Here is a 20090-nt window from a genome sequence, read left to right on the forward strand (position 1 = left end):
CCAACAAATGGACATGTCAATGAAATATTTATATAAGAGTTTGGTGGTACTTGCTTCGCTTGGGTACGCTGCATGGCCAGCCTACGGTCAGGCAGAACAGGATAGTTTATCCATGAATGCGCTGAAAGACAGTGTGATTGCTGCCACTACGCAGGTGCGGATACCCGTTCAAAGTGATGCGGTTTCCTTTGCCGAGGTATTGGCTGGCAATGCAAAGATCCATGTAACGGAATCTGGAGTGGTCGGTTCGGCGCCCCAATTGATGATCAGGGGTATACACAGCGTCAATTTAAATGTGACCCCGCAAGTGTTCATAGATGGGATATCCGTACGATACAATAGGGACCTGCCGTCTTTTCTATCGGTATTTGAGCCAACGCGCTTCGGTTTTATCAATCCACACGACATCGGAGCAATCTATATCGCCAATGGCGGAAAAGAATTGTCGGAAATCGGAGGGAGAGGCGCAAACGGAGCGATTTACCTGACCACGGATCGGGGCGAGTTCGGCGGTACCCAGATCGATTTCACCGCCAACTATGGATTGTCAGACGCAACGTATCAGGTGAGCCGTATGGGAGCTGATGGGTTTAAACGGTATCTACGGGAAGTGATGGAAGAAAACGGGGTTTCTAGTAGTGAATTGGCGAGTAACCCCATATTTGACCCTGCCTTGCCGCAATATGCGTATCAAACGGATTGGGTAGATATGATTACAAGAAGGGCCTCCTTCAGCGACTATCATCTGAAATTAAAGGGCGGCGACGCCGATGCCAACTACTTATTCAGTGTGGGGTATACCGATAAGGAGGGCACACTGATCGGTACCGATATGCAGCGCATCAGCATGCGTTTCAATCTAGACTATCAGCTTTCACAGAAGTTTAAAATCACAAACAACTTGGCTTATGCCAATACAACGGCAGGCTATCTTGAACAAGGAAGCAACTGGGATGTGCATCCCATTTATACCGCTGCGACCAAGGCGCCTTTTATGGGACGCTACGCATACAATGACGAAAACCAGCTGACCGACTTGCTGGCGGATGTAGACGTGCTGGGTAAAAGCAATCCCTGGGCATTAGTAAACAATATGGCTAATGACAATGAGGAAAACCGGGTAGACGGTTCCATCAGCGCAACATGGCAAGCAGGTGAGCGCACGTCGTTGACCTCGGTCATGGCGGTGAATTATTTCAACCTGAAAGAGAAGCAATATCGGCCTGCGCTAGGTATCGTGAACGATCGGCACCGTATTCGTCAGAACGCACAACGGTCTTCCAGCGAATTTACGTTGCTGTGGAACTCCCATTTGGATCAGAACGGTGTATTGAGCGATTGGGCAAGTTATAAAGGACGTGTGGGTGCTTGGGTGGAACTATTTGAGGAGAAGACGGTTTATGCCCGAAAGATCAATGCCGGCACAGATGATTACGAAACGCTGGAGCAAGGGACGGCGGATAGTGCTTCTAACACCAAGTTCCAGTCGAACCTGATGCGGATTTACGCTAGTGGCGACATCCGCGTGTTGGACAGGGCAACCTTCTCGGCCAATGTGAGCTTGGAAGGTTCATCCAATTTCGGGTCCAAAGGACGATGGAATGTTTATCCCGGGGTAAGCGCGGCGGTAGATTTGCTACAACCGAATAACCGGCATCAAATGCAGTTACGCGCATCCTGGGGGCTTAGCGGCAATCATGACGTCCGCGGTTTTTATCATTATAACCTGTATTATCCCGTTGGATACTTCGGATACGGCGGGGCTTACTTAGGAAATGTTGCTAACACGGACATCGGTCCGGAGATCACCAATACCGCAGACGGCGGCCTGGCGGTCGCGCTGTTTGGAAATCGGGCCACCGTGGATCTGGGTTACTACTACAAACGGACACATGACCTCATTACCTCCAAGGCCGTTCCCATCGAAATCGGATTGGGCCCCCAATTTGAAAACCGGGGCGTGATGTATTCCCACGGGCTGGAACTGGCCTTGAATGTAAATCTTCTTCGTAACACCGATCGGTTTTCTTGGTCAGTCTTTGGCAACCTGTCGACACTGAATACCCGCTTGGAGTCTTTGGGCAACGGGGAGGTCATCAGGACACTCGGAAATGTCGATGGGGTGGCATTGGCTGGTGAGCAGATGGGTAGTTTTTATGGGTATCGCGTGCTCGGTGTATTTGGTTCAGAAGAAGATGTTTACCTGCGTAAAGCCGATGGCACCAACTATAGGCCCGGCGACTATATCATAGACGATGTAAACGGGGATTCGAAGATCAATGAATTGGATAGGCAGGTAATTGGTTCAGCATTGCCGACGCTCTTCGGCGGTTTTGGTACGACGGTCGGATGGGGACGGCTATCCATGAGCACGCAATTTGCCTATTCGTACGGACAGGAGATCTACAACAGCTTTAATCAACGCATGCAACTGATGAGCGATTATTCCAACCAATCCCCAGCCGTTGCAGGCCGATGGAAATCGGTCACCGAACAAGGTGACGGGCTGAGCAGGGCCGCCTTCGGTGATCCCTCTTTCAATGGCATCGCATCCGATATGTGGGTGGAGGACGGTGGATACCTGCGGTTGAAATACGTGACCGTGAGCTATGCGATCAACACCGAAACGCACCTGCGGTTTCTACGCGGGGTTAAGCTGTTCGTAACGGGCGAAAATTTGCTGACCATCTCCAATTACAGTGGCATGGACCCGGAAGTGGTATCATACAGCGATCCGCTAATGAGGGGGATTGATTTTGGTGCATCGCCACTGCCCAAGACATTCGTGGTGGGTGTTAAATTATCCCTTTAACCTTAGATTAATGTTAGCATGAAATCAATTATGAAGAAATTAATGTGGATTGGCTTTATTGCATTAGCTGGATGCACTGACTTTTTTGAGGTCACCCCCTACAATGCGGTAAAGGAAGATGAGTTTTATAAAAACCGGGAGGACCTGAACGCCGCTGCCATCGGAATGTATCAGTCCTTAACAAAAGAAGTGCATAAGTTCTTGCTATGGGGTGACGCCCGTGCAGATATGGTTACAACGGGGCAACCTGAGCCCGATCCCTATGTCAACGAGTTTGTGTTGAATAATGTCACGGTGAATAACCCACATACCGATTATTCGGGTATTTATCGGACCATCGCCCGCTGTAACCGCCAGCTGGAGCGAGTGTATGACGTGATGGCGGTAGATGACAAGATCCTTGACAGGGATGCGGGGGCCTTCTATGGTGAAGCGTTACTGCTTCGGGCTTACTGTTATTACCTGCTGGTAAGGACCTTTGATCGCTTTCCGATTATCCGATCAGATTATGCCGAGGAAATCCGGTTCGTGAATGAACAGGGCGATACGGTTTCGCGGGCTACAGCGGCCCTGACCGTCCATGAAATCCGGGGGCTTTATCAGTTTCCAGAGGACAAACAGGAGGTCTGGCTGATGATTTATAACGATGTGCTCACCGTACTGGGGATCCTACCGCTCAACTACCAATGGGACCGCAATAGTTTGCCTGCCCAACAGCGATATGGACGGATGTCCCAAGCCACGGCCAATACCTTTGCTACTGAGCTGGCGCTGTGGCTCGGCGAGTATCAATCGGCCTCCGCATTCGCCAATTCACCAATCACCAACAACAACCATGGGTTGGGGACGTCAGGCAACTGGATAAACCAGTTTACCGGTTCTTACGCCTCGCAGCATTCGATGTTTCTTCTTGGTTATCAATACGAAAAGAGTTTCGAGACAAACCGCCTCCAGGAGTTTACGTCACAGGTTCCTGCCGATGGGGGGCGCTATCATTTAAAACCAGTGTCTCACGTAATCAATACCATATTTTTCCAGGAAGAAGGCGATATCCGCACGAGTTTCAGCTATAAGGTTATCGGACAAGACACCGTCATCTGGAAGTATATCGGTACGGACAATGTGTTATCCATGCGCCCGCCTTATCAGAGCAATGCAAGCTGGCAGTTATACCGGAGTGCTGATGCCTACCTGTTCAAGGCATTGGCCGATTTGATGCTTAATGACTACTCCTCGGCATTTAATTTCTTAAACATGGTTCGGGAGGCGAGAGGATTGCTCCCTTTGCTGCCAGAAGAGATCGACTATACGAACAAGCCGTTTATGCTAGCGCAGCTTTTTAATGAAAGGGCACGGGAATTTGCATTTGAAGGGAAACGCTGGTATGACCTGATGTTGTGGTCGGAACTTTCCGGCGAGAATAAATTGGCACCGCATGTGGCGGCTAAATACCCGCCAGGGACGCACGAACGGGTGGAAGAGAAACTGCGGTTTGAACAGAACTGGTTCATCCCGGTGGATCCACTGCTGTGGAAATAATTTGGTGATTGGCAATGAGCGTACAACGAAAAAACTAAGAATCATGAAAGTATTAATCGATATAAAATACGATGTGTTGCGCAAGAAGGCAATTGCAGGTATGGCAATGGCTTTTTGCCTGCTGACCTTGCTGCTTTCGGGATGTTACAAGGAACAGCATTTCGGCTTTCCAGGACCTTACGACGAAGAACAGCGCATGCCGGATAGCCTGCCGTTTCCGTTTGACGAGAATCGCGAAGCCGGCATTTGGCTCATGCGTGACGGCGTGCCCGATTACGGTAGGATATTGTTCAAGGGGTATACCGATTTTTATCCGGCAGGGGATACCCTATCATGGAAATCCGATCCCGATGGCATGCGGATGATTCCGCACCGCAATTACTATCCCATTTCGAACGCTGACCACTTCGGGGGCAACCCAAACAGCTATCAATTTAACTGGGCACTTAGTAAATACTTTGTGCCCATAGGTCCGGGAAAAAGCTTCTATATGTACACCAAGATGACGGTTGGTACGTTTAGCGGTACCGCACTTGGGCTGCTCCTTGGGATCAGCTGGGATAATGGTGAAGCCTTTGTTTTGGGGATGGATGGGTTTTCGAACATCGCGCCGACGTTTTTTATCAACCTGTATGGGACGACCGCAAATGTGGACGCCAACCAAGGATGGCCGACGGTGAATGAGGTGGTTGTGCCCGGAATTCCTGCTGAGATCGAGGTGGTGATACATGATGGGCTGTTTTACTTCAAAATCAACGGAACGCTGTGTTTTCAGTTCAAGATTCCGGGCGAGACGTTTTACTTCACACCGACGATCAGGCCTTGGCGCAATTTCGTGACGGTGCATGACTTCTACATCGAGAGTATGGATGCCTTCACGGTAGATTACGCCATGCATGAGTATGAGCAGGGATATAACCGTATACAGTCACCTGCGCTGGCGCAGGCATCGAATGGCGACTTATTATTGTTTGCCGAGGGCAGGTCAAACCCGCGTTCGGACGACGAGCGGGTTGCCCAGCAAACCATGCCTGCCGGTGATACGGACATCATCATGCGCCGATCGTCCTCTCAGGGTACATCGTGGAACGAACAGCTATCGGTTGTAGCCGGACAGGGCACCGACCAAACGTTTGCTTTTCCCCAGGTGGTCACGACAGCATCGGGGGATATCATACTGCATTATAGTCTCTTGCCTGGGCATGTTCAAGATGAAAGCTATACCTTTGACCCAAGCCAGCAGCGCGTCTATCAGGTGGTTTCCAGCGACAATGGGCAAACCTGGTCGACCCCCAGCGAGATTACCGACTACCTGAAATCCGATGTGGGGTACGTGAAGAGCGGACCGGGGCATGGCATTGAACTGACGTCGGACGCCTTTAAAAACCGCTTGGTGATGCCGGTGGTGCATGACGGTCGGCAGGTGCGCGTAGCATTGTCTGATGACGGTGGGCAGTCATGGCGACTATCGGAGGCGCGGATACCCGGCACCAATCGCCAGTCGGGCACCGTGATCGAACTGGCCGATTCCAGGCTGATGATGGTGGTGGGGCATGGCAATACGACGCCCCGGAGCCGGTTGGTCTCCTACAGCAGCGATGGCGGGGAAACCTGGACAGCGCCGGAGAATCTCAGCGCAGATGTGAGTACGGGAGATTTCGGGCACATGTTCCCGGCCACCATGGTCAAATCGACTGATGGAACGGTGCATTTGATTACACCGATCAACAGAACGTCGGACAGCCGAACGTATAATGGTCCGGTCTATAGCGTAAACCCGGTATTGTTTTCAAGCCAGGACGAAGGGGGATCCTTCGGGCAGGGTGCGCCGTTGTTCGACCACTTGAGTTATCGTGGTTATAATTCGCCGATTGGGGCGCTGGATGCTGTGGCATTAGAAGATGGGACTGTGGTCATTGTTGGGGAAGGCGGCGTGGAGAGTCCGAGGGAAGGCATTGTAGTATATCGAAAATAGTGTTTGATTGATTTAAAATTGTATTGGTAACTTATGATGGTATTGAAAATGTGTAAGCAGATAGGAAAATGGTTTCAAGCAGTTGCATTGATCATATGTACTGCACAGTTGAATGGTGTGGTCGCCCAGACCGTAGCAACAGAAAAGAAGGATGAAGTTGTTGTATTTGAACCAAAGGCAGGTGAATACTCGTCTACCCGTATACCGGCGCTGGTGCTCACGAAGAAAGGAACGCTCCTCGCATTTGCCGCAGGGCGGATAGAAAGTGCGAGCGACTGGGCGGATATGGATTTATTGCTGCGGCGAAGTGAAGACGGGGGTAACACGTGGGGGGCCATACAGGTGGTCGCCGAACGTGCGGGCGGCAAGCCGACGGACAATCCCGCTCCCATCGTGGGAAGCGATGGCACCATCCATCTGTTGTACCAACGCGACTACGCCTATGCATACTATACCCAATCCACTGACGATGGACTCACCTGGTCGCCGGCGGTAAACATTACCTCGACGTTCGACGCATTCAAAAAGGATTACGATTGGAAGGTATTGGCTCCAGCGCCGGGGCATGGCATACAGCTCAAGAATGGGCGGCTACTGGTGCCGGTATGGTTGGCTAATTCGGACAAGATAAAACCACATCGGAGCCACCATCCTTCACGGATTGCGACCATTTACAGCGACGACAACGGCAAAACGTGGCGCCGCGGAGCCATGGTGCCCGAGGCAGATGGTTTCAAAGACCCAAGCGAAACCATGGCCGTGCAGCTCCCCGATGGCAGGGTGATGCTGAGCATCCGGAACGAGTCTGTCAAAAGGCGCAAAGGCGTAAGTTTCAGCAAGAATGTGATTTCGGGCTGGACCACGCCAACATATGATGAAGCACTGTTTGAGCCGATCTGCATGTCAAGCATGATCGCCGCTCCATATCATGGAAAAGATTATTTGCTCTTCTTGAATCCAGATAGCGAGCATATTCCGAAGCATCCCCGCCAGAACCTGACGCTGAAGGCGAGCGATGACAGCGGTAAAACCTGGGCAATAGAGCGGGTGGTCAACGAAGGGATTTCAGGTTACTCGGACATTACCATGGGAGCCGATGGCACCGTCTATTGCTTATTTGAAACGAAACATAACCCGAAAGATAATTGGTCGCTTGTATTAAAGCGGGTGACCATGGACGAGCTAGTAGGCCGCTGAACGAAATCAACACACGGCGCCCGCCGAATACATAATTATAACCCGTTATTATGACTGTTACGAATGGGATACCTAAGGCATATTTGATCATGCCATGTATGCTATTGCTGTCATTGATGTCCTTTTTTCCTGTTATTGGGCAAGTTTCTTTTCAGGAATTTATCGATCCCCCGACCGATTCCAGACCCTTTGCTAGGTGGTGGTGGAACGGCAACCGTATTACAAAAAATGAGCTAGCTAGGGAGTTGGATGTGCTGAAAAAAGCCGGAATTGGCGGGGTCGAAATAAATCCAATTGCGTTGCCTGAAGGTGTAAGCGATGACAAATCGAAACCCTTGGTGTGGTTAAGTAAAGAATGGAATGAGATGGTTCGGTATGCTGCTGAGGAGGCGAAGGCCAGGGATATGGTTGTCGATTTACTTGTCGGTACCGGATGGCCTTTCGGGGGCGAATTTTTGACGGAAGATCAGGTTATTGAAAGAGCGATTGTCCATCGTTTACCATGCAAAGGAGGCGATCGGGTAAACGAGAGCCTCAAGGGACTATATGATCAGGCAATAGCAGCGTCACCGCGCCCCCAAAAAGAGGCAGTCGATCATTATGAGATGTTGTTTATCAGACTAGTGCCTGTAAACATTGAATCGATAACAGACCAAATTGATTTAACAGACCAATTTAAAACGGCAGGGGATACACTAACATATACGATTCCTGAGGGAAGGTATGAACTTATCTATGGTATTTTGCAAAAAGGGTATCGTAAAGTTGTCCATGGTGCCCCGGGAGGGGCCGGTAACGTGATGGACCATTATCGGGCCGACGTAACCCAAGCCTATTTGGATAGACTGAACAGGATAAGCCAAGATACAGGTGTTCCACTATCCTCCTTGATAAGAGCGTTGTTTTGCGATAGTATCGAGTTGGGCGGCGCTAACTGGACTCAGGAGCTGCCTAATCTTTTCTTTGCCGAATATGGCTATCGGGTTGAACCATGGCTGCCTTTCATATTTTATGATCTTTATAGCGGTTATACGGAAAGTGAGTACAACATTGCGTTTACTGATGATTTGGCTCGTATTCGTTATGATTATAACCGATTGCTGGTGAATACATTTCTGAAGAACTTTGTTCAAGTGTTCCAGCAGTATTGTAGCGATAACGAGGTGCTGTGCCGGTATCAGGCCTATGGATTTCCGTGGTTATTGGGGATACTGGAAGGAAATATGGCCGTCGATATTCCCGAAAGCAATAATTGGCTATTTGCGTCCGACATGTATTCCAACGAGTGGAATTGGCATCAGGGGCATGGTTATATGATTTGGAACTTATATGCTTCATCCGCAGGTCACTTGACCAATAAGCGCATTATTAGTGTTGAGGCGATGACCAATACGAAGGGTGTTTTTAAAGCCTCGCTGGAGGACATCAAGCAAAGCGACGATATGAATTTTATAACAGGGATTAATCATTCCGTATTGCATGGTTATAATTATTCCCCGCCGCATGCCGGTTTCCCCGGTTGGGTGAGGTATGGTGCCTATTTCAGCGAATATAATACGTGGTGGCCCTATTTTCCGAAATGGGCGGCATATAACGCAAGGCTTTCCTATGTATTTCAACATTCCGACCCGGTAAAGAAAATTGCAATCGTTGCCCCACAAAATGACGTATGGGCTAATCATGGATTAATAAGGACACACTTTAACACACAACCGTGGTATGCTTACAGATTGTGGGAGGGGATTAGTCAGGCAGGCAGTTCTTGTGACTATATTACGGATGATATTATCAAAAACGGAGAAGTAAGTAACGGGCAGTTGATATACGGTCCAATGTCTTTTGACGTAATCATGTTGGCGTCCGTGGAATCGGTTGAACCTAACGTTGCTAAAAAATTGGCTGACTTTGTAAAATCCGGGGGAACGCTCGTTGGAATAGACAAAACTCCAAATAGATCGCTTTCAATGAAAGATAAAGCACAGGGAGACAAAATTGTTAGCGACGCGTTCAATCTGCTAGCAAAAAATTATTCTTCCAATTTTCACCGGGTGCCTGCTCCCAAAAATAAAGACGAACTGCTTCCATGGGTAGATAATATGTTAAAGACATTGTCACACGGAGGAGAGGATGTATACGATGTGAAGATTAAAACCCCCAATAAAAATATATTCCAAATACATAAAACGGCAGGAGACAGCGATATTTATTTCTTCACCAACACGAACAGGTCGGAAGAAATAAGTTTTTATGTAGACTTCCCATTGACTGGAAAAACGCCATGGATATGGAATCCGGAAGATGGGACAAGAGAAAAATATGCAAATGGAAAAAGCAGCAATAGCTTATCTATTAAATTGCGGCCTTTGCAATCTATCCTATTGATTTTCGACCCGTCAGATGAAGAAGATGTGGTGGATTATGCACTTGAAAGCAAGGAATACAAGTCAATCAAATCACTCAATGCCAATTGGCAAATGACCTTTAAACATGTAAACGGAACCGAGTTTACCCGTAATGAATCAAATATACTTCGTGAATTCGGCACGTCAAATGATTCTTTGCTCCATGCGTTTGCGGGTACCGTTTATTATAAAACCACTTTCCAATCAGACGGATTAGGTGATGTTTTGAGAATTAATAATACGAATAAGGGAGTTGTGGAAGTATTCTTAAACAATACGAAAATTGGAGAAAGCTGGTATGGCGTGCCTTCTTTTGCGTTGGCCAAACACCTTAATAAAGGAGAAAATACACTGGAGATTAAGTATACTACGCTTTTGAGCAACTATATGATGGAGTTGAAAGACCCTGTTTCTAACGTATGGACTAAAAACTATAAAAAGATCCCGTCGGGAATAGATGGGGAAGTTGAGATTTTAGCACATTAAATGGCATTTTTTATAACCTATTTCCAATCAGACGGATTAGCTGACGTTTTTGAGAATCGCTTCCTCGCTTAGTTTGCTGGATTGGTCGTGATTTTTTTTAACATAATCTTGGAATTGTCAGATAATAAATATTATATTTGTTGATATGTTCTACATATAAACCAATTTCAAACCATATAACAAAGTAGTTTTCAATTATTTAATTTATGAATTATGATACAATTTTTACAAATTAAACAGGTGGTTCTGAAAGGCTTGTCCTGTTTTACGATTCTTTTTATTCTGTCGTGCAGCAAAGAAGCGGGTATCGATAACGTACCGGAGTCTGAATTGCAAGATGATTTTTCACTCGAAGCGGGCGTTCTTGCGGCTCCACAGTTTCATAGCCACACCGTTCTCTTTAATGGGGGCACGGATGGGTACCATTCTTATCGTATCCCCGCACTGGTCAGAACGACTAATGGTACACTACTGGCATTTGCGGAAGGGCGTGTAGCCAATAATCGGGACTATGGCAATATTAACTTGGTTTATAAACGATCGACAAACCACGGTGCAAGTTGGTCATCGCTGAAGGAAGTGGTAGGCTGGGGGCAAGGTACCTGGGGTAACCCTACACCTGTAGTTGACCAGAATACAGGCCGGGTTTGGTTGTTCATGTCCTGGAATGATGAATTTCATAATCAAAATGGGAACGATGGTTACGACAAAATTGATTCCTGGGGGGACCGAAGGGTTTATATGACTTATAGTGATGACCATGGGCTTACCTGGTCACCTCGTCAGAATATGACATCTACGCTTTTGCCTCCCGGATATGCCTGGGATGCCATGGGGCCAGGTAATGGGATACAAAAAGCCAAATCACCGGATAACGGCGCATTGATTATTCCGGCCACTCGGAGAAATATTTATAGCACCGACGGAGGAAATACCTGGGCGTACCAACAAATTCACGGCGGCACAAATGAAGGCGCGATTGTAGAGCGGGATAACGGGTCGTTGTTGCGTAATGATCGCCCGAATAGTACCCAATGGAACCAGCATAAGCGCAGGTGGAAAGCGTCTGGGTCGCTAAGCGGCGGCTTTAATTCGTTTGTACATGATGCGACGTTGTTAGATCCGAAGTGCCAGGCGTCGATTATACGGTATGCCGGCGATCGTGATCGTTTAATATTCTTGAATCCGGCCAGCACAGAAAGACGCTGCAAAATGCGTGTAAGGATTAGCTATAACAGTGGAGCTACATGGCCCAGAAGCCGTAGACTTCATGATTGGCTTACGGAAACCGAAACGTGCAATCAAGGTAAAGGTGGGTATTCAAGTATGACAAAAACAGCAGATTACAAGATTGGCGCATTAGTCGAATATAACGAAAATGTAGGCAACGCTACCTCACATCGATCTATCGAATTCCATAGGTTCAATATCCCATGGATATTAAATGGACAATCCGAGCCGTAAAGCTATTAGGATATCGTTATGAAAGTATTTCGCAGGATTTATAGCGTGTCCGTGGTTCTTTGCGTGTATCTAGTCACACTGGGGGTCCCAATCGTGCTAGGGCAAGAAGTGCAAAAGGATGACGACTTCCATATTTATCTTTTGTTGGGCCAATCCAATATGGCTGGCAGGGGAAAAATCACACCGGAATTTGCAGCTATGGAGCATGAAAGGGTTTTCGCCCTGGATGCTGAAGGACATTGGGTGAAGGCAAAACATCCTCTACATTTCGATAAACCGAAAAGGGCAGGCGTAGGACCAGGGCTTTCGTTTGGGATGGAAATCGCTGAGGCGGATTCCGCTATCCGTGTGGGTTTGGTTCCTTGCGCCGTTGGCGGCACGGATATAGGAAAGTGGACCCCCGGTAGTTTCGATGAAATCACCAAAACCTACCCCTTTGATGATGCCGTGCGCCGGCTGAAGACAGCACAAAAATACGGCGTGATTAAAGGGGTGCTGTGGATGCAGGGTGAAGCGAATAGCACAGAAAAAAAGAAGCATAAGTATCTGAAAAAATTATCGAAGTTAATCTCAAGAATAAGAAAGGAATCGAATACCCCCGATTTACCTTTTGTGGTTAGTGAATTAGGTAGGTACAAGGATAGCTATGCATTGATAAATGAGCAACTCGCTAAACTGCCGTTAAAGGTTAAAAATACATGGGTCGTTTCGTCTGAAGGGCTGACTCATAAGGGAGATGGTGTCCACCTAAACAGTGAATCTGCTCACGAATTGGGAATAAGGTTTGCAAGGGCCGTCCTGTCAATTAGGTAGTGAAGGATTCGTTGCCCGTTTATCTGGAACAAACTACCGTTATGTGGTAAAAATGAAAGAAATGGAAAAAATCATCTTGCTTTTGATTACGAATTTATGCACCTCAGCACTGCTGGCCCAGCGGGCACCGCTGCGCGTATTCCACAACGACGTACCCGCCGTCCGCGAAGAATACCGGAAAGCCTATGGCGTGCCGGTGGAAGCAGTGCCGGCGACAGACCGCCAGCCCAATATGCTGTTTATTACGAGCGACCAGCAATACTGGATGGGCGTGGGTTACAACGATACCACCCTGAAAACACCTAACCTCGATCGACTGGCCAAATCAGGTATGATTTTCGACCGTGCCTATACCTGCAATCCTGTATGTACCCCTGCGAGGGCTTCGATGATTACAGGCATGTACCCCTCGCAGCACGGCGCGTATGCCCTCGGTACCAAGCTTCCAGAAACCGTCCCTACCGTTGGCGACTACCTGAAAGAATTGGGTTACCGTACAGCATTGGTTGGCAAAGCGCACTTCATGCCCTTGGCGGGCAACGCCGAGTACCCCTCGCTGGAAGCCTATCCGGTACTCCAGGACCTGGACTTCTGGACCCATTACCGCGGGCCGTTCTATGGGTTTGAGTCGGTCGAGCTGGCCCGGCCGCATGGCGACGAAGCGCATGTTGGCCAGCATTATGCCCTCTGGATGGAACGCAAGCTAAAAGAAGCGGGGCACGATCCCGCAACATGGAAACAATGGTACCGCAAACCCCGGCAAGCGAAATTTAATGCGGCAAACGCGGTGATGCGGCCCATTATGGAGGAACATGCCGCACAAGGGAACGCCCAGAATGGGGTATGGAACATCCCCGGTGAATACCATTTAAATGCATGGATAGCCGACCAGACCAATGCACAAATCGATGTATCAATCAAAGATGGAAGGCCTTTTTTCGTGTGGGCAAGTTTTTTTGACCCGCATCCGCCCTACCTGGTTCCCGAGCCATGGGCTTCAATGTATGACCCCGAAGATATGGTCCTGCCCGAGGTGCCCCAAGGCGATCTGGATGACATGCCGCACCACTACCGGATGACGCAGACCAACCAAAAAGGATGGAACAAGCAATACATGGAAGACGGACAGGGCGTCCATGGATTCTACAGTCACCTGGTGAATCCCGAAAAAGCCAAGCGGGACAAAGCCATCTATTACGGCATGATCTCTATGATGGATCACTACATCGGCAAGATCCTGGATCACCTGGAGCAAACCGGTCAGCTGGAAAACACCATCATCGTGTTTACCACCGATCACGGGCATCACCTGGGTACGCATGGCCTTTATGCCAAGGGCGGCTTCGCTTTTGAGGAAGACCTGCGTATTCCGTTTGTCGTTTCATGGAAAGACCGCTTTCCATCGGGCGGGCGCACTGATGCCCTCATATCCGTGGTGGATCTTGCCCCGACCTTTATCTCCCTTGCCGGCGGCGAAAAACCGACAACCATGAGCGGTGTTGATGCCTCGGCCCTCTGGTATGGCAAAGCTGACAAGGTACGCGATTGGGTCATTACTGAAAATCACTTCCAGCCTACTAAATTTTACCAGAAGACCTATATCGAAGGACGGTATAAAATAACCTGGTACATGCATTCCGATGAAGGAGAGCTATTCGATTTACAGACCGATCCACAGGAATTCAACAACCTATGGCAACAAGAAGACTTCAAGGAACTGAAAATGGAAATGATGCACCGGGCCATGCAAGCTGATATGTTTAAGGAGACGGCATGGATGCCTCGCTTAGGGCCGGCTTAATGGTTGAAATGAGCATAACCCCCGGTAAATGCTATTTGTAATAATTGGATAAATTTAACTATAAACGCCAAAAGAATAAAAACATATGAAACCGACATGATTAAAAATAATCATTATTCACATTCCTGTCTATTTTTAACGGCGTTCATGAATGCTTTGCAGTTAAACCCACAGGGGTCCGCCAGCTGGCGGATTAATCATCAAAGGTTCCATCTGGCCATTGAACCGAGCTTGCGAGCTCATTGATGCCTTGAAAAGTCAAATAATGACATCAATAAAATTAAAAATAAACAGATGAAATACACTGGTCTTTGTTGTTTAGTAACACTTTTTTTATGTGTGTTTGCTAATAGTGCCCTAAGCCAAGTACGTGATAGTAGCTGGTTTTCCGAAATGTATCATTCTATTACCCATACCGATTCTTCAGCATGGAAGAATAATGTTAGTCATCTTTGGTATGAATTGAGGGGTCGTTTCACCAATGCTGATGTTCTTCTGGAAATGAGTTGGGAAGAGCGTGATGGTATCTGGAGTGATGCATTACCAAAGGGAATTAAAGGAACGCAGGTCCTGGCGAATAAGTATTTAGATGCATACAGGGTTTCATGTAATGAACGCGGAGTAGCGCCGGAACCGCTTGATTCAGCCGTTAGAACCATGGAAGATCTCGTAAGTCTCCGGGCAGTTTACTTGGCTTCGAGGAAGGCAGAGTATATTATTTTAACACCTAAACCGAGTAAAAGTCCAAAAATAAATAGTCCGAAACTATACGGCGTGCGTCCAAACCATGAGATCATCTATAGGATTGCGGTTTCTGGCGAGAAGCCAATGCGATATGCGGTTAACGGATTGCCACCGGGTTCTTATTTAGACGAAGAGTCTGGTGTAATTAGAGGAAGCATCGCTAAAAAGGGAGCATATGATGTTGTTATTACCGCTCAAAATAAACATGGTAAGGATGAACAGCACGTGTTAATTAAGGTAGGCGGAGATATTGCGCTAACCCCACCAATGGGCTGGAATAGCTGGAATTCCTATGCGTGCAATGTTACGGCGGCTGATATTAAAAATGCTGCAGATATCCTGATTGACTCGGGCCTTGCAGATTTCGGTTGGAGCTATATTAATATTGATGATTGCTGGATGAAGGTGCCGGATATCGAGCATATGCCCGAAGGGGAAGATAAAGCGATTCGGAAACCTTATTACGAGGCGAACGTAGCTTTCCGTACCAACACAAAGAAAGTACGTTTTAATGAACATGAACTGGTCGGTAAGACAAGGGATGATAACGGAAGCATTTTGTCCAATAAAGATTTCCCGGATATGCAATCTTTGACGGGGTATTTGCACGAATATGGGCTTAAAGCAGGGATTTATACATCACCCGGACCACTAACGTGCCAACGTTATGAAGGTAGTTATGAACATGAAATGGAGGACGCTCAACAATTCGCAAAATGGGGATTTGACTACTTGAAATATGATTGGTGCGGATACCGAGGCGTAGTTCCGGAACCGGATTTAAACGAAGCCCAATTACCGTATCGCTTGATGGGCGATGCGTTAAAAAGTGTGAATAGAGACATTGTCTTTAGTCTGTGTCAATACGGGAATAAAGATGTTTGGAAATGGGGAAAATCTATTGGCGGAAACTTATGGCGTACCAGGGGTGATATAAGGGACAATTGGGGAAGCATTTTAAAAAACGGCTTTAGCCAGGCAGGCTTGGAATCCTATGCAGGTCCGGGACATTGGAATGATCCGGACATGCTGGTTGTTGGTTATGTGGGATGGAGCCAGCATTTGAGGCCCACCATGCTTTCTCCTAATGAACAATATGCCCATATTTCACTTTGGAGTTTACTTAGTGCGCCGCTTCTAATCGGATCCGATTTAACCCGTTTGGATCCGTTTACTTACAATTTACTGTCAAATGCTGAAGTTATTGCCATTAATCAAGACATGCTGGGGAATCAGGCTACAAGAGTCCTAAAAGAAGATGATATTCAGGTGTGGGTAAAATCCTTGTCAGATGGATCGATGGCTGTGGGAATATTCAATCTTGGTGAAACTCCGCTATCATATAAACTATCATTATCCGCTTTGGGCTTATCTCGTAACCATCATGCCCGCGATGTGTGGACACAGAAAGATTTAGGAACGTTTAGCGGAAATATTGATCTTGACATCAATAGACATGGCGTTAAGCTGTTGAAAATAAAATAATATGAAGTACGCATAACGTTATCGCTCCCCGGACCCCGGGGAGAAGCTGATTGAACATTAACCCTCGTTTAACAATTTTTAAACAATAATTTGGAACTATCGAACGTTAAACTCTATATTTGTTGATATGTTCTACATAAAGACCAATGTCCAATATTAAATTTAACTGAGTTATGAGGGTTAATTTGTTAGTTATTGTTTTCCTGTGTTGTACTATTTTTTCAATGCAACATGTAGTCGCACAGGATAGGAGGGTTGCGGGTACGGTCAGTGGGGCTGACGGAAATCCGCTCGAAGGGGTGACGGTTTCACTCAAAGATTCAAATGCAAAAACCACTACGGATGGAAACGGAGCATTTAGCATCGATGTGCCGCCCACGGGGCAAGTGCTCATTTTTACGGCTATCGGGTTCGAAACGATAGAGACTCCTATACCCGCGTCAAATGAAGTCAACATTACGCTAGCCGGCGCACATGAGCGTTTGGACGAAGTCGTGGTGGTGGGATATGGCACCCAATCACGCCGAACGATTACTTCAGCCATTACGAAAATCAGTGGTGAGGCTTTGCGTAACATTCCCATCAGTACAGTAGGGGAGGGATTGAAAGGCAAAGTGGCCGGTGCACGCGTGTATCAGTCCAACAATACGCCAGGTGCGGATGCTGTTTTCCGGATACGAGGTGGGTCGTCCATCAATAAATCAAACAATCCGCTGGTACTGGTGGATGGGGTGGAACGGGCGTTTTCCGGTATCAATCCCAATGATGTGGAATCGATCGAAGTGCTCAAAGATGCGGCGTCTACGGCCATCTACGGTTCGCGCGCTTCCAATGGGGTGGTGTTGATTACCACCAAACAGGGATCAGCCTCGCAGGCGCCGCGGATTACGTTTGATGCGAGCCTTGCATACCAGGAACCGGAAACCCTCATCGATTTTATGAATTCGAGGGACTATATCAATACGGTGCGCCCGGCCGTGGCCTTGAGTCCGAACCCGCAGTACAACAGCGCTTCGGGATATTCGGCCAGTTCCGGCAATGATGAAAGCTCGCTTTATTCCACCCGATACCTAGGCGAGGGTGAAGCTGTGCCCGCAGGGTACAGTTCGATGCCTGACCCCGTGGATCCAAGTAGAACATTGATCTATCAAGATAACGATTACCAATCGCTGATGTTCCGCGAAGTGCTTTGGCAAAACTATTACCTGGGCGTCGATGGAGGCAATGAGTATCTTCGGTATGCGGCCAGCGGTGGCTATACGGATGATGCCGGCGTAGCCTTAGGCACCGGTTATACCCGTTATAGTGCACGAGCAAAGACGGATGTGACGATCTCGGAACGGCTTACATTAAATACGGCCGTTGATTTTTCGTTGACGCGTTCCAGTCAATTTGAAAACCAGCAGAACGTGATTGCAAGGGGATTGGCTACACCGCCTACCCAGAAAATATACTATGCAGACGGTCGGCCGACACCAGGCTACAACGCTACCTCGCCAAACCCCGTCTGGTGGAATTATACCCGCGACGTGGCAAACAAGGACCAACGGCTTTCCTTGATTGGTGGTTTAAATTACCGGATTTTGGACCAATTGAAGGCCAATGTCCAACTTTCGAACTATAACCACGCCACGCAATATGATTATTTTGAAAGAGCGCATGAATTCAGCGGTCTCCGGACCACTGAGGCTAGGTTTGCTGAGCTGGAACGGACCAAACTGGACGCCTATCTCTCTTATGATGAGACCTTTGGTAGCCAGCACGCGCTATCGGGGATGGCGGGTTATTCGTACCAGGTGACCGATAACAAGGGGTTTTCCGCCAGCGCCACGGGTGCGAGCTCCGACAAAGTGCCTACGTTGACCGCCGGACCGAATAAGACCGGCGCAGATAGCAATTTTGATGAAGAGGTGTTGATCGGTTATTTCGGTCGCCTCTCCTATGATTACATGAAGAAATACCTGCTGATGGCGACATTTCGGGTCGACGGCTCGTCGCTGTTTGCGCAGGAGAACCGCTGGGGCTTTTTCCCGGGGGTGTCAGCAGGTTGGGTGATTTCGGACGAAAATTTCTTACAGAATAGCCCGGTCATCAATTACTTAAAACTGCGGACAAGTTACGGACAGACGGGTAACAACGCAATCGGGTTGTACGATGCGCTTGGCCGGTATGCGACCGACGCCCGGTATAATGGAAATGCGGGTATTGTTCCTGGGACCTCAGGCAATGCCACCGCTACCATGCCGAACCGGGACCTGACCTGGGAAACCTCGACGCAGCTCGATGCTGGTTTCGATTTGAATATTATCAATAACCGGATTTCAATCAGTGCCGATTATTTTAACAAAATCACGGAAGATTTGCTGTTCAGCATGGAGCTGCCTAATACTTCTGGTTTTGATAACGTACAAACCAATGTCGGCAAGGTGCGGTTCCATGGTTATGACTTGGAATTGTCGTCGCGCAACATCCAGACGGATGCATTTTCCTGGGATTCGAAACTTACTTGGAGCTTTGTCAAGAACAAAGTGCTCGAATTGCCGGACAATGGCCGAGACCGTAATCGTATCGGCGGGATTACCCTGGCTGACGGGACGGCTTTCGGCGGTACTGCCGAGGGGGAGTCGTTGTATCGGTATACGGGCTATGTGGTGGACCATATCCTGCAAAATGCGGAGCAGGCGGCCAATGCACGGTACGATGAGCGTGCGCGCGGCTTTGATCCTACAGATGGACAAAGCATACGCGGCCGGAAATTGCCGGGCGACTATGAATGGATGGACCGCGATGGGGATGGGCGGATTACGACCATGGACCAGTTTGACTTGGGTGTAACGGTGCCACACACTACCGGTGGCTTGAATAACTCCTTCTCGTATAAAAACTTTAGCCTGAACATATTCGTGGATTGGGCATTGGGACATTCGATTAACCACAATGCGTATATGCGCTACTTCATGAATACCTTTGCCAACAACTACACCATTGTGGACGAAGTTAAAGAGACGTGGAAGCAAGAGGGTGATGGCACCAAGTATGCCCGGTTTACGGCGAACGATCCCGACGCTGGCAACTCGAACTTTTCGAGGACATCAGACGTATTCAATTACAAAGGTGATTACCTCTGCATCCGGGAAGTGACCTTGCAATACCGCATGCCGGAGAAGGTCTTCGCTAAATTGGGAATCAAGGATATGACCCTGACCTTGTCCGGAAACAATCTGCATTATTTCTCTGCCGTGCAGGGCAAGGGTATTTCGCCCGAGGTGGGAGCGTCTACTACGTATAGCAATAGTAACGCAACCCGGTATTACAATTATCCGCCAATCAGAAGGTTTTCGATTGGAGCTAAAATTACACTGTAAATCACAG

Annotated in this window: 10 protein-coding genes; all 10 read left to right on the plus strand. The window is 48.1% G+C overall.

Annotated features, from left to right (window positions below; translation table 11 throughout):
- Nucleotides 1-19 precede the first annotated feature (19 nt).
- The 10 genes from NF543_RS16375 to NF543_RS16420 all read left to right on the plus strand — a co-directional run bounded on the left by NF543_RS16375 (nt 20) and on the right by NF543_RS16420 (nt 20083).
- Entirely contained in the window at nt 20-2812 is a 2793-nt protein-coding gene (locus tag NF543_RS16375) for a SusC/RagA family TonB-linked outer membrane protein (RefSeq protein WP_257669254.1), read from the plus strand.
- Nucleotides 2813-2842: 30 nt separating this feature from the next.
- Entirely contained in the window at nt 2843-4351 is a 1509-nt protein-coding gene (locus NF543_RS16380; protein WP_257669255.1) for a RagB/SusD family nutrient uptake outer membrane protein, read from the plus strand.
- A 43-nt stretch (nt 4352-4394) separates the two neighbouring features.
- Nucleotides 4395-6326, plus strand: a complete 1932-nt coding sequence (locus NF543_RS16385) for an exo-alpha-sialidase (protein ID WP_257669256.1) — start codon at nt 4395-4397, stop codon at nt 6324-6326.
- Between the two features lie 48 nt (nt 6327-6374).
- Complete coding sequence (locus tag NF543_RS16390) at nt 6375-7523, plus strand: sialidase family protein (RefSeq protein ID WP_257957520.1); 1149 nt, start codon at nt 6375-6377, stop codon at nt 7521-7523.
- A 50-nt stretch (nt 7524-7573) separates the two neighbouring features.
- Entirely contained in the window at nt 7574-10411 is a 2838-nt protein-coding gene (locus NF543_RS16395) for a glycosyl hydrolase (protein WP_257669258.1), read from the plus strand.
- Nucleotides 10412-10624: 213 nt separating this feature from the next.
- Nucleotides 10625-11875 carry a sialidase family protein gene (locus NF543_RS16400; RefSeq protein WP_257669259.1) on the plus strand — a complete coding sequence of 417 codons (1251 nt, stop codon included), beginning with the start codon at nt 10625-10627 and terminating at the stop codon, nt 11873-11875.
- An 18-nt stretch (nt 11876-11893) separates the two neighbouring features.
- Nucleotides 11894-12688 carry a sialate O-acetylesterase gene (locus NF543_RS16405; protein ID WP_257669260.1) on the plus strand — a complete coding sequence of 265 codons (795 nt, stop codon included), beginning with the start codon at nt 11894-11896 and terminating at the stop codon, nt 12686-12688.
- A 61-nt stretch (nt 12689-12749) separates the two neighbouring features.
- Nucleotides 12750-14489: a sulfatase family protein gene (locus NF543_RS16410; protein ID WP_257669261.1), complete on the plus strand. Its 1740-nt coding sequence runs from the start codon at nt 12750-12752 to the stop codon at nt 14487-14489.
- 294 nt (nt 14490-14783) lie between these two features.
- Nucleotides 14784-16718 (plus strand): glycoside hydrolase family 27 protein, encoded by a 1935-nt coding sequence (locus NF543_RS16415; protein ID WP_257669262.1) that lies wholly within the window; start codon nt 14784-14786, stop codon nt 16716-16718.
- A gap of 224 nt (nt 16719-16942) precedes the next feature.
- A complete protein-coding gene (locus NF543_RS16420) occupies nt 16943-20083 on the plus strand; it encodes a SusC/RagA family TonB-linked outer membrane protein (RefSeq protein ID WP_257669263.1) in 3141 nt (1046 codons plus the stop codon).
- Nucleotides 20084-20090 lie beyond the last annotated feature (7 nt).

Source organism: Parapedobacter tibetensis (assembly GCF_024704835.1).
GTDB lineage: Bacteria > Bacteroidota > Bacteroidia > Sphingobacteriales > Sphingobacteriaceae > Parapedobacter > Parapedobacter tibetensis.

Coding starts and splice junctions, on each gene's coding strand:
- NF543_RS16375 (WP_257669254.1), top strand. CDS start 20: ATGAAATATTTATATAAGAGTTTGGTGGTACTTGCTTCGCTTGGGTAC.
- NF543_RS16380 (WP_257669255.1), top strand. CDS start 2,843: ATGAAGAAATTAATGTGGATTGGCTTTATTGCATTAGCTGGATGCACT.
- NF543_RS16385 (WP_257669256.1), top strand. CDS start 4,395: ATGAAAGTATTAATCGATATAAAATACGATGTGTTGCGCAAGAAGGCA.
- NF543_RS16390 (WP_257957520.1), top strand. CDS start 6,375: ATGTGTAAGCAGATAGGAAAATGGTTTCAAGCAGTTGCATTGATCATA.
- NF543_RS16395 (WP_257669258.1), top strand. CDS start 7,574: ATGACTGTTACGAATGGGATACCTAAGGCATATTTGATCATGCCATGT.
- NF543_RS16400 (WP_257669259.1), top strand. CDS start 10,625: ATGATACAATTTTTACAAATTAAACAGGTGGTTCTGAAAGGCTTGTCC.
- NF543_RS16405 (WP_257669260.1), top strand. CDS start 11,894: ATGAAAGTATTTCGCAGGATTTATAGCGTGTCCGTGGTTCTTTGCGTG.
- NF543_RS16410 (WP_257669261.1), top strand. CDS start 12,750: ATGGAAAAAATCATCTTGCTTTTGATTACGAATTTATGCACCTCAGCA.
- NF543_RS16415 (WP_257669262.1), top strand. CDS start 14,784: ATGAAATACACTGGTCTTTGTTGTTTAGTAACACTTTTTTTATGTGTG.
- NF543_RS16420 (WP_257669263.1), top strand. CDS start 16,943: ATGCAACATGTAGTCGCACAGGATAGGAGGGTTGCGGGTACGGTCAGT.